Here is a 12,939-nt window from a genome sequence, read left to right on the forward strand (position 1 = left end):
GCCTGCCCCAGGGCGGAGGGCGCGGGTGATGCTGGCAAACCCCTGGATCGCAGCCCTGTCGGCCCTGTTCCTGTGGTGGTTTTCCACCGGCATCCTGCTGTGGCGGGTGCGGCAGGCCGACAATGCCGGGCGCGAGGCGCATCTGTGGTCGGTGCTTCTGGGCCTGCCCCTGCTGTTCGCCGGGGTCTTGGGTTTTCTGCACACGCGGGGCGATGCGTCGCTGACCGGCATCTATGGCGCGTTCCTGTCGGCGCTGGCGATCTGGGGCTGGATCGAACTGGCCTTTCTGTCGGGCGTCATCACCGGGCCGAACCGCAGTCCCTGCCCGCGCCATGCCACGCCCATGCAGCGTTTCCTGCGCGCCACCGGCACGATCCTGTGGCACGAATGCCTGCTGATTGCCACTTTGGCCATCATGGCCATGCAGGCGCAGGGCGCGGCGAACCGTTTTGCCTTCTACACCTTCATGGTGCTGTTCTTTGCCCGCATCTCGGCCAAGCTGAACCTGTTTTTCGGCGTGCCGCATATCAATACCGAATTCCTGCCCACCACGCTGGCGCATCTGCCCAGCCATTTCCGCCATGCGCGGATGAACGCGCTGTTCCCGCTGTCGATCACCGCGCTGACCTTTGCCACCGCCTGCTGGGTGGAACGCGCCGTCACCGCAACCGACCCGGGCCAAAGCACCGGCTTCTGGCTGCTGACCGCGCTGACCGCGCTGGCGGCGCTGGAACATTGGTTTATGGTGCTGCCCCTGCCCGACCAGAAACTCTGGCGCTGGATGATGCCCGCGCCCGCCCCGTCCCTCGCCACACCCCAGCCAGACTTACGGAAAGAGCCGACACATGGACTTTGACACGATCTTCCAGGGCCAGCTTGACGCGCTGAAAGCCGAAGGCAACTACCGCAGCTTCGCCGACCTTGAACGCAGGCGCGGGTCTTTCCCCACCGCGACCAACCACTGCGCGGGCGGCACGCGGGATGTGACGGTGTGGTGTTCCAACGACTATCTGGGCATGGGCCAGCATCCCGCGGTGGTGCAGGCGATGGTCGATACGGTGCAAAGCTGCGGCACGGGCGCGGGCGGCACGCGCAACATCTCGGGCAACACCCACCACCACCTGCTGCTGGAGGCCGAACTGGCCGACCTGCATGGCAAGGAATCGGCGCTGCTGTTCACCTCGGGCTATGTGTCGAACTGGGCCGCGCTGTCCACGCTGGGCTCGCGCATCCCGAATGCGGTGATCCTGTCGGATGCGGGCAACCATGCCTCGATGATCGAAGGCATCCGCCACAGCCGGGCTGACAAGGTGCTGTGGAAGCACAACGACTGGCGCGACCTTGACCGCAAGCTATATGCGGTCGGCGACCGGCCCAAGATCGTGGCGTTTGAATCGGTCTATTCCATGGATGGCGACGTGGCCCCGATCCGCGAGATCGTCGAGGTTTGCGAGGCGCATGGCGCGCTCAGCTACATCGACGAGGTGCATGCCGTGGGCATGTATGGCCCGCGCGGCGGCGGCGTGACAGAGCGCGAAGGGCTGGCCCACCGCATCAGCCTGATCGAGGGCACGCTGGGCAAAGCCTTTGGCGTGGTTGGCGGATATATCACCGGATCGGCGTCCCTGTGCGATTTCATCCGCAGCTTTGCCAGCGGGTTCATCTTTACCACTGCCCTGCCGCCCGCCGTGGCCGCGGCTGCCACCGCGTCGATCCGCCATCTGAAGAGATCGGATGCCGAACGGATGGCGCAGCGCGACCGCGTGGCACATCTGCGCGCGCGGCTTGACCGGCTGGGCATTCCGCATCTGGCCAATGAAAGCCACATCATCCCGGTGATGATCGGCGATCCGGTGAAATGCCGCATGATCAGCGACATATTGCTGAACGACTGGGGCATCTATGTGCAGCCGATCAACTATCCCACCGTGCCCAAGGGCACCGAACGGCTGCGCATCACCCCCGGCCCGCTGCATTCCGATGCCGACATCGACCGCCTGGTTTCCGCGCTGGGAACCTTGTGGAAACATTGCGCATTGGCACATGCGGTGGCCTGAGCGCCGCAGCGGGCTATATTCTTTTCACGGGCATTGCCACAGATGTGAACCATCCGGCGTGCGCCATCGTATACAGATGAAATACCCAGGGAGGACCCTCATGAAGATCTACCTAAGCATTCTCGCCGCCACCGCCTTTGCCGCAGCACCGGCCCTTGCCGAAGGCGACGCCGCCGCTGGCGAAAAAGCCTTCAGCCAGTGCCAGACCTGCCATGTGGTCGTGAATGACGCAGGCGAAACTCTGGCCGGGCGCAATGCCAAGACCGGGCCGAACCTGTTCGGCGTGATCGGGCGTCAGGCCGGTTCGCTGGAAGGTTTCAAGGGCTACGGCGATTCGCTGGTCGAAGCGGGCGCTGCCGGCCTCGTGTGGAACGAAGAGCAGTTCGTGGCCTATGTGCAAGACCCGACCGCCTATCTGAAAGAGGTGACGGGCGACAGCAAGGCGCGCGGCAAGATGACCTACAAGGTGCGCAAGGCCGAAGATGCGGCCAATCTTTACGCGTTCCTGTCCACCTTCAGCGCCGCACCAGCCGAAGGCGCAGCTGCCGAGGGCGAGGCTCCGGCCGCGACCAACTGACAACCGTCAGCTTGAAAAGCCCCGGCAACACAGCGTTGCCGGGGCTTTTGTTTGCCCGGGCGACGGATTGCAACAGCGATGCAACGCATGCCGCCCGGTCCGTGGGCCCTAGACCGACACCGCCTGTTTCATCCGTTCACGCCCCAGTTCCGCCTTGGTGCCCGACACCTCTACCGCGCCACGCCGCAGCACATAGAAACGGTCGGCAAGATCAAAGGCAAAGTCGAAATACTGCTCTACCAGCACGATCGCCATGTCACCCTTTGACCGCAGATAGGAAATCACCCGGCCGATCTGCTGGATGATGTTGGGCTGAATGCCTTCGGTCGGCTCGTCCAGCAGCAGAAGTTTGGGCTTCATGATCATCGCACGCGCGATGGCCAGCTGCTGCTGCTGCCCGCCCGAAAGGTCGCCGCCGCGGCGGTAGCCCATATCCTTCAGAACCGGAAACAATTCATAGATCTCATCCGGGATGAAATGCTCGGATTTCGGCAAGGTGGCAAAGGCCGTCTGCATGTTTTCCGTGACCGTCAGCAACGGAAAGATCATCCGCCCCTGTGGCACGAACCCCAAACCCCGCACCGCCATGCCCTCGGGGCGCAGTTTCGGCAGTTCCTCGCCGTTGAAGGTGATCTTGCCGCCCGAGCGCGGATGCACCCCGGCGATGGCCTTCAAGAGGCTGGTCTTGCCCACGCCGTTTGTGCCCATCACGCAGGTGACTTCGCCCACCCTCGCCTCGAAATCAATGCCGTGCAGGATCTGCGATCCGCCGTAATGCAATGTAAGCCCTTCGGTTTTCAGCATCAGCCCCGCCCCAGATAGACTTCGATCACCGAAGGATTCTTCGTCACATGTTCAAGGCTGCCCTCGGCCAGCACAGACCCTTCGTGCAGCACCGTCACCTTGCAGTTCAGGCGGCGAACGAATTCCATGTCATGCTCCACCACCACCACCGCCCGGGTTTTCGCCATTTCCACCAGCAGCGCCGTGGTCTGTTCGCGTTCCTGCAATGTCATCCCCGCCGCCGGTTCATCGACCAGCAAAAGGCGCGGTTCCTGCGCCAGAAGCATGCCGATCTCCAGCCATTGTTTCTGCCCGTGCGACAATTCCCCGGATTTGCGGGCCAGTTGGTCGCCCAGCCCCACCTCTGCCGCCAATGCCTCGACCTTGGACGCATCCTCGGCCTTGGGACGGAACAGCAGGACCGCCAGCGGCCCGCGCGGCTTTTTCAGCGCCATCATCAGGTTGTCGAACACCGACTGATCCTCGAACACCGTGGGGCGCTGGAATTTCCGGCCCACGCCCGCCTGCGCGATCTTGGCCTCGGACAAAGACAGCAAGGATACCGACCGTTCGCCGAATGTGACGCTGCCCTTGTCAGGCCGGGTCTTGCCGGTCACGATATCCATGAAGGTGGTCTTGCCCGCGCCATTCGGCCCGATGATCGCGCGCAGTTCCTGCGGGCCGATGTTGAACGACAGGTTGTTGATGGCGCGGAACCCGTCGAATGTGACGGATACGCCGGACACTTCCAGCAGCGCGCTCATTGCACCGCCTCCTTTTCCTGCAGCGACGAGTCGTCGGGGCCAAGGTCTGCGCCCTTGCGGTCGGGCAACCTGCGGCCCTGATAAAGGTCGAACAGCCCGCCGATGCCCTTGGGTGCCAGCAATGTGACCAGCACGAAAGCGATACCCAGCAGCACCTGCCACCAGTCCACCCATTTCACGACGTAGATGCCAAGGTTGATGTCCGGCGCCCGCCCGCCGGTGAACCAGCTTGACAGCAAGGACACGAAGGCCGCCCCGATCACCGCACCATAGAGCCTGCCCCGCCCGCCGATGGCGACCCAGACCGCCAGATAGATCGAGGCAATGGGTGCCAGTTCCGCCGGGTTGATGATGCCCGCCTGCGGGTAATACAGCGCCCCGGCGATGGCGGCGATGATAGCCGTCAGCGTGAACACCGCCAGCTTGTAGTTTTCCACCGAATAACCCAGAAAGCGCACGCGCTGTTCGTCATCCCGTATCGCGCGGATGACCGAGCCGAACTTGCCCGACACCACCCAGGCGCACAGCAGATAGCCCAGCCCCAGCGCCAGCGCCGAGGCCCACAGGAACCAGACCGACAGCGCATCCTGTGAAACCTCGTCCAGACCCGGCAGGTTCTGCAAGCCCGACAACCCGTTGTTACCGCGCAGGCCGGAATCGTTCTGGAACAGATACAGCGCCAGCGCCAGCGTCATCGCCTGCGTCAGGATCGACAGATACACCCCCGTCACCCGGCTGCGGAACGCCAGCCAGCCGAACACCAGCGCCAGAAGGCCCGGCACCAGCACCACCAGCACCAGTTGCGCCGTCAGACTGTGGGCAAAGAACCAGACCAGCGGCACCTCGGCCCCGCCCACGACGCCGAAAATCTGCGTGCCGATGCCGGTCACGATCTCCTCGGGCGTGGGGGGCAAGGGGCCACCTGCCAGCGCCTGCACCACGATCTCCTCGGTGCGGGCATACATCAGCCACATGCCGATCATGTAGCCGCCCAGCCCGAAAAAGGCGAAATGGCCAAGCGAAAGGATACCGCAATAGCCCCAGATCAGATCCATGGCCAGCGCGACCAGACACAGGCACAGCGTCTTGCCCAATGTCTTGACGAAGGAGGTGGACAGGAACGAAACCCCGTAAGCCTCGGACAGCAGCGTGACCGCCAGGGTGAACGCGGCCAGGCACAGCAGGAAGATCAGGACCGAGGGGTTCTTGGCAAGGAAACCTTTTTTCATTGATTGGGTCTCCAGCGCAGCAGGCGTGTCATCCAGTCAGGGGCATCCGCAGCGGCCAAGGCGGGAAGCAATGCGGGTGTGGCAAGCAACATGCGGCTCATGGTCAATCCCCCGCGGCTCGGCCCTTGAGGGCGATGATGCCCCTTGGCCGGAACTGGATGAAGATGATGATGAAGATGATCATGTAGGTCTGGGCGGCCAGCGTGTTCGACGGGTTCAACCATTCGATGCCCTTTTGCAGCCCGCCGATCATCGCGGCCCCGGCCAGCGCACCCCAGATGTTGCCCACCCCGCCTACCACCACGGTCATGAAGCTTTGCACGATATAGGCCTGGCCGATTTCCGATGTGACCTGCGCAAAAAGGCCGATGGCCACCCCCGCCACCCCGGCGATGCCGGAACCGAGGCCAAAGGTCAGCATGTTGATCCGGTCGGGGTTGATGCCCATGCTGGCGGCCATGGTGGGGTTTTGCGTCACCGCACGCACCTCCAGCCCCAACCGGGTGCGCTTCATGATGAACAGGAACACGCCCAGAAACAGCATGGCCAGCACGAAAATGGCGATGCGGATATAGCTGATCGCCACTACATCGTTCAGCACCCACGCGCCATCCAGCCAGCCCGGGGCGGTCAGCGGGCGGGCTTGCGTGCCGAAGATGTTCTTGGCGATCTGTTGCAGCGCGATGGAGATGCCGAAGGTCGCCAGCAGCGTTTCCAGCGGGCGCTTGTAAAGATGCCGGATCACCAGCCGTTCCATCGCCACTCCGGCGGCAAAGGTGACGGCAAAGGCCAGCGGCAGCGCGATCAGGATCGAGATGGTGTAGTCAGCGATGACCTGCTGCACCACATAGCCGGTATAGGCCCCCAGCATGATGAACTCGCCATGCGCCATGTTGATCACCCGCATCACGCCGAAGGTGATGGCAAGCCCGATGGCGGCCAGGAAGTAGATCGAGGCCAGCGACAGCGCATCCAGCCCCAGATCGGCGGCCTGCATCGCGCCCACCGTCATGCCGATGCGGTCAAGCGCATCCCGCGCGGCGCGTGTCACGTCGGGGTCAGGCTCGGCATAGACATCATAGAAACTGTGCGCGGCCAGTGCCGCCGTCACCTCATCCTCGGTCGCGGCAGAAGGGGCCAGACCCGCCGCTTCCAGCGCGGTATAGGCGCGGTCGCGGGCGGATTGGTCGTCAAGCTGGACCAGGGGGATGCCACCCACCGCGCCATCGGCGATATTGGCCACCAATGAGGCGCGCTGATCGGCCACGGTCAACCGTGCGGGGGCCATGCCAGCGGCCACCAGAATGTCATAAGCCTCTTCCCGTGGCAGGTCGTTGCCGGGGGTCAGGGTCGCCGCCACATTGGCGCTTTCGGGCGCGCCAGTGCCCGCCACCGCCAGCCGCCGCGTGGCGACCAGCGGGTTCAGCGCCCCGCGCAGATCAAGCCCCAGATCGGCCCCGAAACCCTCGATGGCAGCCACACGGGCCGCAGGGTCAGGGTCAAAGCGCAGGGTCAGCAGCCGCTCCAGCCGCGTCATCGCGGGGTCGGGGGAATTGGCGATGGCGGCGCGCAGCGGTGCCAGGTTCTCCGGCGCCGGGTCACGCGCGATGGATTCCAGCGCCACCCGGCGCTTGGCGGGATCAGGGTCGGCCAGTTGAAACTGCACCAGCGCGGTGGCGATCAGGCCGCGCACCCCGGCATTGGGGCGCAGCTGGGTGATGTCGGCCTTGGGGGCCGTGCCCGCATCGGCCCCGGTGATGTCGCGCAGCGCATAGCTGTCGCCCGACTCGGCAATCAGAAAGAACGTGCCATCCGCCTCTCTCAGGCCCAGCGAACGGTTGGCCCAGGCGTCCAGCACCATGGCGGCGGCAGGATCACCGCTGGCCGCCAGCGCGTCGATCACCGGGCCGATGGTGGTGCGCGAGGATCGTTCGATCAGCGCGGTATTGTCGGCGAGTATCTGTGCCACGGGGCCGGGTGTGGTCGGCTCGGTCGTCTGGGCGACACCCGGCAGCGCCAGCCACAGCAGCGCCAGGAAAGTCAGAAATAAATGCCGCATCGTGCCCCCGGGGTCTGCGTCGGAAAGATCTGGGCGCAAAAAGGGGGCGGTGTGCCCGCCCCCTGATCGCATCAGTAGTTCGACTTGATCTGCACGCAGGTCTTGGTTTCGGTGTTGTACATCCCGCAGTCCAGTTCGGCCCAGTCAGCCTCCAGCACGGCCGATTCCGGCAGGAAGTCGGTCCAGGCATCGCCGGGCACCGGCTCGGTCTGGCTGATGATGTCAAACTGGCCATCGGCGCGGATTTCGCCGATCAGCACCGGCTTGGTCAGGTGGTGGTTCGGCAGCATCTTGGCGGTGCCGCCGGTCAGGTTCGGCACTTCCAGGCCATACATCGCCTCGCGCACGGCATCGACATCGGTGGTGCCCGCCTTTTCAACGGCCTGCACCCACATGTTGAAGCCGATGACATGGGCTTCCATCGGATCGTTGGTCACGCGGTTTTCACCGGCGAAGGCTTTCCACTTGGTGATGAATTCAGCGTTGATCGGCGCTTCGGCGGACTGGAAGTAGTTCCAGGCGGCCAGGTGGCCCACCAGGTTCGACGTGTCGAGGCCCGAGAGTTCCTCTTCACCGACCGAGAAGGCCACAACCGGAATGTCGTCGGCCGAAATGCCCGCCGCCGCCAGTTCCTTGTAAAAACCGATGTTGGCATCGCCGTTGATGGTGGAGATCACGCCCACCTTCTTGCCGTCAGCACCCAATGCCACCACATCAGCCACAATCTTGGACCAGTCCGAATGGCCAAAGGGTGTGTAGTTTACAAAAATGTCCTCGGCGGCAACGCCCTTGCCCTTCAGGTAGCTGTCAAGAATGTTGTTCGTGGTGCGCGGATAGACATAGTCGGTGCCCAGCAGCGCGAATTTCTCCACGCCCAGCTCGTCGATCAGGTAATCGGTGGCCGGAATGGCCTGCTGGTTGGGTGCAGCACCGGTGTAGAACACGTTTTTCGACGATTCTTCGCCCTCATACTGCACCGGGTAGAACAGCAGCCCGTTCAGCTCCTCGATCACCGGCAGCACGGATTTGCGGCTTACCGATGTCCAGCAGCCGAACATCACGTCCACCTCGGATACAGTCATCAACTCGCGCGCCTTTTCGGCAAACAGCGGCCAGTCGGATGCGGGGTCGACCACCACCGCCTCAAGCTGCTGGCCCAGAAGGCCACCTTTGGCGTTCTGTTCGGCGATCAGCATCAGCATCACGTCTTTCAGCGTGGTTTCCGAAATCGCCATCGAGCCCGACAGCGAATGCAGCACGCCCACCTTGATGGTTTCCTGTGCCGCAGCGGCACCGGCCAGCGCCAGGCCAAGGCCCGCGCCGATCACATAATTCTTCAATCCGGTCATCATCTTCCCTCTCACGAGGCCACCCCCCTACTGGGCTGCGTCCGTCACGGCGCAGCCATCTGGATCAGAGGCGGCAACGGCTGTTGCACCCCATGCGGCGGACTGACTGTCCAGGTCAGCGGCTGCCGCACAATCTCCTGCGGGCCCTTGGTTCGGCCTTCGCCGGATCAGAAGACCGGGACTGCCGCAGCGCAGCAAGCATGGGCCGATTGTGGCGGAAACTTGGCAGGGGGCTTGCCCGGTAATTGGGCGCAGTGGGAAATTGCGGCGCAGAAATAGGCAACGAATATGTGACGCAGGGGCAGAAAGCGGCGATTGTCAGGTGGCGGGCGCCAATTGCAAGCCGCCTTCGCGTTCCAGAAAGGCCACGATGGCCCCGATTCCCTCGCCCTGCCTGAGCCGCGCCATCACATAGGGCCGCACAGTGCGGGCGCGTTGGGTATCCGCCTCCAGCAGCGCCAGATCGACGCCCACATAAGGCGCCAGGTCGGTCTTGTTCACCACCAGAAGGTCAGACCGCGTGACGCCGGGCCCGCGTTTGCGCGGAATGTCCTGCCCCGCCGCCGTGTCGATGACATAGATCGTCAGATCGGCCAGTTCGGGGCTGAAGGTGGCCGCCAGATTGTCACCGCCGGATTCGATCAGGATCAGGTCCAGCCCCGGGAAATGGTGGTTCAGATCGGCAATCGCGGCCAGGTTGATGCTGGCATCCTCACGGATCGCGGTATGCGGGCAGCCGCCGGTTTCCACCCCCCGGATGCGGTCGATCGGCAGCACCTGCGCGCGCATCAGATATTCGGCATCCTCGCGGGTGTAGATGTCATTGGTGATCACCGCCATGTTGCAGCGATGCGCCAAGGCGCGGCACAGATGCTCGGTCAGCGTGGTCTTGCCCACACCCACCGGGCCGCCGATGCCGACACGCAGGGGGCCATGTGCGCTCATGTCTTGAATATCCTTACGTCGAGGGTTTCGTGCAGCATCGACGCCATGTCGGCGCGAAAGGCTGATGTGGTGATGCTGTCCAGCGGGGCCATGGCCGCCTCTTGTGCGATGGTCTGGATCAGCGGGTGCAAGGCGGCCAGCACCCGCTGCCCCTCGTTCTGGCCAAGCGGCACGAACCGCGTGGCACAGGACACCAGATTTGCCGCGAATGCATGCAGATACAGGGTGATGACCTGCGCTTTCGGCAGGCCGAGGGTGCAGGCCGCCTGCCCCACCGCCAATGGCAAGGGGCGCGGCGCAAGGGCCACCCCCAGCACCGCGCCCGTGGCCAGCGCAAAGGCCGCGCCCTGCTGTTCCGTCTCGGCCAACCGCTCGGCCGAGGGGGCCAGCGCGCGCGCCAGATCGGTCAGCGCCGCCATGTCCGCCCCCGGTTCCAACGCATGTGCCAGAAGAATGCCATCCGCCCGCCCCGCGCCATGGCGCAGCACATCAGCCAGCCAATGTTCCACCCCCGCGCCATCTGCCACCTCGCCCTGCGCCACGGCCCATTCCAGCCCGTGCGAATAGGCATAACCGCCCGTTGGAAAGGCCGGCGACAGCCATTGCACCAGGCTGAGCAGCCCGGCGTCGGGAAAGGCGTCGCTCATCGCTTCAGGGCTGCATGGCTGTGCAGAATGCCGTCGCCATGGTGGTGCAGCCCAAAGGCCTGCGCCAGATCGGGGCCATGGTCATCCCCCCCATGCGCATGTCCCATCGTGCGGCCATGGCCATAGGCCCCGCCCTCAGGCGTGAAAGGCTCCACCGCGCGCTGCACCTGCGCGCCAAGGCCGCGCAACATGCCCTCCAGCACATGATCCTGCCGGATCAACAGCTTGCCCGGCAAGATCTGGCATGGCGTGTGCCGGTTGCCGATGTGCCAGGCCAGCCGCACCAGATCGCCCGTCACCACCAGCACCTCCTCTGCCGCAGCCTCCACCGCGATCAGCCGACCGTCGGCCAGTTCCAGCGCATCGCCGTCGTCCAGACTGACCGTTTCCGGCAGATCAACCAGAAACCCCTGCCCCTGCACCGTCACCAGCCGCTTGCGCCGCAAAAAGCGGTCTTCATAGCCAAGCCGCACCTGCCCCAGCGCCATCCGGGTCCAGGCACCACGACGGTGCAGAAGCTGAGCGGGCGGAAGATCGGGCATGGCTGGCCTTTCTTGGCGATTCGTTAGGGAAGTGGCGGCAATCTGTGCGGGGAACTTGTGGCAACCGGAGGATCCATGCGCAACCTTGGCCCCGCCGACGAACTGGCCGCCATCCGGGCCGAAATCGCGCGGCTTGAGGCGCGGGCCGATACGCTGCGCGCTTTGCTGCAAACTGCGGCCGCACCCCTGTCACCCACCCGCCCCGGTTGGCCGATCCGCCGGGACGCGGGTCAGGAAGGGGCGCTACATTGATGCCTCAGAACAGGAAATAGCGTTGCGCCAAGGGCAGTTCCGCCATCGGTGCGCAAGTCAGCAGCTCACCATCCGCGCGCACCTCATAGGTTTCTGGATTTACCTCCATCTCCGGGCGATGCGCGTTGTGGATCATGTCGGCCTTGCCGATGCCGCGCGTGCCCTGCACGGGCAGGGTATCCTTGGCCAGACCAAGGCGGTGCTTCACATCCTCCTCCTGCGCGGCACGGCTGACAAATACCGCCGCCGAGCGGTGCAAGGCCCCGCCGAAGGCCCCGAACATCGGGCGGCTGTAATAGGGCTGCGCGGGGATCGAGCCGTTGGGGTCGCCCATCTGCGCGCAGACGATCATGCCGCCCAGCAGCACCATATCCGGCTTGGCCCCGAAAAACGCCGGTTGCCACAGCACCAGATCGGCGCGCTTGCCCACCTCGACGCTGCCGGTATGGGCGGAAATACCGTGCGTTATCGCAGGGTTGATGGTGTATTTGGCAATGTAGCGCCGCACCCGGATATTGTCGTTCGCCCCCATTTCTTCGGCCAGCCGCCCCCGCTGCACCTTCATCTTGTGCGCTGTCTGCCAGGTGCGGATGATCACCTCGCCCACCCGCCCCATCGCCTGACTGTCCGACGACAGGATCGACAGCGCCCCCATGTCATGCAGGATATCCTCGGCGGCAATCGTCTCGCGCCGGATGCGGGATTCCGCAAAGGCCACATCCTCGGGGATCGAGCGGTCAAGGTGGTGGCAGACCATCAGCATGTCCAGATGCTCCTCCACCGTGTTCACGGTGTAGGGCATGGTGGGGTTGGTCGACGACGGGATGATGTTGGCATGCCCGACCACCTTCAGAATGTCAGGCGCATGGCCACCGCCCGCCCCTTCGGTGTGGAACGCGTGGATGGTGCGGCCCTTGATGGCGGCAAGGGTATTCTCGACAAAGCCCGATTCATTGAGCGTGTCGGTGTGGATCATCACCTGCACATCCATCGCGTCAGCCACCGTCAGGCAGCAGTCGATTGCGGCGGGGGTGGTGCCCCAATCCTCGTGCAGTTTGAGCGCCGAGGCCCCTGCGCGCACCATCTCCTCCAGCCCCTCGGGCAGGCTGGCATTGCCCTTGCCCGCGATCAGCAGGTTCATCGGGAAGGCGTCGAAGCTTTGCAGCATCCGCCCGATGTGCCATGGCCCCGGCGTGCAGGTGGTGGCCAGCGTGCCATGCGACGGGCCGGTGCCGCCGCCCAGCATGGTGGTGATGCCGGAATGCAGCGCATCATCAATCTGTTGCGGGCAGATGAAATGGATATGCGCATCCATGCCCCCCGCCGTCAGTATCCGCCCCTCGCCCGCGATCACATCGGTGCCCGGCCCGATGATGATGGTGACGCCGGGCTGCGTATCGGGGTTGCCCGCCTTGCCGATGGCGTGGATCAGCCCGTCACGCAGGCCCACATCGGCCTTGTAGATGCCCGAATGGTCAACGATCAGCGCATTGGTGATCACGGTGTCCACCGCCCCCCCGGCCCGGGTGATCTGGCTTTGCCCCATCCCGTCGCGGATCACCTTGCCGCCGCCGAACTTCACCTCCTCGCCATAAGTTGTGAAATCCTGCTCCACCTCGATGATCAGATCGGTGTCGCCCAGACGCAGCCGGTCGCCCGTCGTGGGGCCGAACATTGCAGCATAGGTGGCGCGAGAGATCTGGGCGGGCATCGGTCATCCTCGTTCGTTTCGTTG

13 protein-coding genes are annotated in these 12,939 nt (G+C 64.4%); 4 read left to right on the forward strand and 9 right to left on the reverse strand.

Translation table 11 applies throughout. The annotated features are described in order from the left end of the window. The first annotated feature begins 28 nt into the window (after positions 1 to 28). From puhE to GEU84_RS04315, 3 genes are all read left to right on the forward strand, one after another. A complete protein-coding gene (gene puhE, locus GEU84_RS04305; protein ID WP_152824340.1) occupies positions 29 to 856 on the forward strand; it encodes a putative photosynthetic complex assembly protein PuhE in 828 nt (275 codons plus the stop codon). Next, positions 846 to 2,057 (forward strand): 5-aminolevulinate synthase, encoded by a 1,212-nt coding sequence (gene hemA, locus GEU84_RS04310; protein ID WP_152824339.1) that lies wholly within the window; start codon positions 846 to 848, stop codon positions 2,055 to 2,057. The genes puhE and hemA overlap by 11 nt, the downstream gene beginning before the upstream one ends. Before the next feature lie 100 nt (positions 2,058 to 2,157). Continuing rightward, positions 2,158 to 2,634 carry a c-type cytochrome gene (locus tag GEU84_RS04315; RefSeq protein ID WP_152824338.1) on the forward strand — a complete coding sequence of 159 codons (477 nt, stop codon included), beginning with the start codon at positions 2,158 to 2,160 and terminating at the stop codon, positions 2,632 to 2,634. 108 nt (positions 2,635 to 2,742) lie between these two features. Here the strand turns inward: GEU84_RS04315 and urtE are convergent, their stop codons facing one another. From urtE to ureE, 8 genes are all read right to left on the reverse strand, one after another. Then, on the reverse strand, positions 2,743 to 3,438 hold the full coding sequence (gene urtE / locus GEU84_RS04320; protein ID WP_174539310.1) for an urea ABC transporter ATP-binding subunit UrtE: 696 nt from the start codon (positions 3,436 to 3,438) through the stop codon (positions 2,743 to 2,745). Beyond that, positions 3,438 to 4,181 (reverse strand): urea ABC transporter ATP-binding protein UrtD, encoded by a 744-nt coding sequence (gene urtD / locus GEU84_RS04325; protein ID WP_152824336.1) that lies wholly within the window; start codon positions 4,179 to 4,181, stop codon positions 3,438 to 3,440. The genes urtE and urtD overlap by 1 nt, the downstream gene beginning before the upstream one ends. Further along, complete coding sequence (gene urtC, locus GEU84_RS04330) at positions 4,178 to 5,410, reverse strand: urea ABC transporter permease subunit UrtC (RefSeq protein ID WP_152824335.1); 1,233 nt, start codon at positions 5,408 to 5,410, stop codon at positions 4,178 to 4,180. The genes urtD and urtC overlap by 4 nt, the downstream gene beginning before the upstream one ends. Before the next feature lie 103 nt (positions 5,411 to 5,513). Further along, a complete protein-coding gene (gene urtB / locus GEU84_RS04335; RefSeq protein WP_152824334.1) occupies positions 5,514 to 7,469 on the reverse strand; it encodes an urea ABC transporter permease subunit UrtB in 1,956 nt (651 codons plus the stop codon). 71 nt (positions 7,470 to 7,540) lie between these two features. After that, positions 7,541 to 8,818 (reverse strand): urea ABC transporter substrate-binding protein, encoded by a 1,278-nt coding sequence (gene urtA, locus GEU84_RS04340; RefSeq protein WP_152824333.1) that lies wholly within the window; start codon positions 8,816 to 8,818, stop codon positions 7,541 to 7,543. Positions 8,819 to 9,136: 318 nt separating this feature from the next. After that, on the reverse strand, positions 9,137 to 9,763 hold the full coding sequence (gene ureG, locus GEU84_RS04345) for an urease accessory protein UreG (protein ID WP_152824332.1): 627 nt from the start codon (positions 9,761 to 9,763) through the stop codon (positions 9,137 to 9,139). After that, positions 9,760 to 10,410: an urease accessory protein UreF gene (locus GEU84_RS04350; RefSeq protein WP_152824331.1), complete on the reverse strand. Its 651-nt coding sequence runs from the start codon at positions 10,408 to 10,410 to the stop codon at positions 9,760 to 9,762. Before GEU84_RS04350 ends, ureG begins: the two co-directional genes overlap by 4 nt. After that, positions 10,407 to 10,952, reverse strand: a complete 546-nt coding sequence (gene ureE, locus GEU84_RS04355) for an urease accessory protein UreE (RefSeq protein ID WP_152824330.1) — start codon at positions 10,950 to 10,952, stop codon at positions 10,407 to 10,409. The genes GEU84_RS04350 and ureE overlap by 4 nt, the downstream gene beginning before the upstream one ends. 75 nt (positions 10,953 to 11,027) lie before the next feature. Between ureE and GEU84_RS04360 the strand changes: the two genes are divergently transcribed. Next, positions 11,028 to 11,204 (forward strand): hypothetical protein, encoded by a 177-nt coding sequence (locus GEU84_RS04360; RefSeq protein ID WP_174539311.1) that lies wholly within the window; start codon positions 11,028 to 11,030, stop codon positions 11,202 to 11,204. A gap of 4 nt (positions 11,205 to 11,208) precedes the next feature. On the opposite strand, the gene ureC is transcribed toward GEU84_RS04360, so the two are convergent. Continuing rightward, entirely contained in the window at positions 11,209 to 12,915 is a 1,707-nt protein-coding gene (ureC, locus tag GEU84_RS04365) for an urease subunit alpha (protein ID WP_152824329.1), read from the reverse strand. Positions 12,916 to 12,939: the final 24 nt, after the last annotated feature.

Source organism: Fertoeibacter niger (genome assembly GCF_009380135.2).
Taxonomy (GTDB): Bacteria; Pseudomonadota; Alphaproteobacteria; order Rhodobacterales; family Rhodobacteraceae; genus Fertoeibacter; species Fertoeibacter niger.

What these genes read in the sequence shown, in the direction of transcription:
- ureG (WP_152824332.1), bottom strand. Translation starts at nt 9,763, where the DNA reads ATGAGCGCACATGGCCCCCTGCGTGTCGGCATCGGCGGCCCGGTGGGT.
- GEU84_RS04315 (WP_152824338.1), top strand. Translation starts at nt 2,158, where the DNA reads ATGAAGATCTACCTAAGCATTCTCGCCGCCACCGCCTTTGCCGCAGCA.
- urtA (WP_152824333.1), bottom strand. Translation starts at nt 8,818, where the DNA reads ATGACCGGATTGAAGAATTATGTGATCGGCGCGGGCCTTGGCCTGGCG.
- GEU84_RS04350 (WP_152824331.1), bottom strand. Translation starts at nt 10,410, where the DNA reads ATGAGCGACGCCTTTCCCGACGCCGGGCTGCTCAGCCTGGTGCAATGG.
- urtC (WP_152824335.1), bottom strand. Translation starts at nt 5,410, where the DNA reads ATGAAAAAAGGTTTCCTTGCCAAGAACCCCTCGGTCCTGATCTTCCTG.
- puhE (WP_152824340.1), top strand. Translation starts at nt 29, where the DNA reads ATGCTGGCAAACCCCTGGATCGCAGCCCTGTCGGCCCTGTTCCTGTGG.
- urtE (WP_174539310.1), bottom strand. Translation starts at nt 3,438, where the DNA reads ATGCTGAAAACCGAAGGGCTTACATTGCATTACGGCGGATCGCAGATC.
- ureC (WP_152824329.1), bottom strand. Translation starts at nt 12,915, where the DNA reads ATGCCCGCCCAGATCTCTCGCGCCACCTATGCTGCAATGTTCGGCCCC.
- GEU84_RS04360 (WP_174539311.1), top strand. Translation starts at nt 11,028, where the DNA reads ATGCGCAACCTTGGCCCCGCCGACGAACTGGCCGCCATCCGGGCCGAA.
- hemA (WP_152824339.1), top strand. Translation starts at nt 846, where the DNA reads ATGGACTTTGACACGATCTTCCAGGGCCAGCTTGACGCGCTGAAAGCC.
- urtD (WP_152824336.1), bottom strand. Translation starts at nt 4,181, where the DNA reads ATGAGCGCGCTGCTGGAAGTGTCCGGCGTATCCGTCACATTCGACGGG.
- urtB (WP_152824334.1), bottom strand. Translation starts at nt 7,469, where the DNA reads ATGCGGCATTTATTTCTGACTTTCCTGGCGCTGCTGTGGCTGGCGCTG.
- ureE (WP_152824330.1), bottom strand. Translation starts at nt 10,952, where the DNA reads ATGCCCGATCTTCCGCCCGCTCAGCTTCTGCACCGTCGTGGTGCCTGG.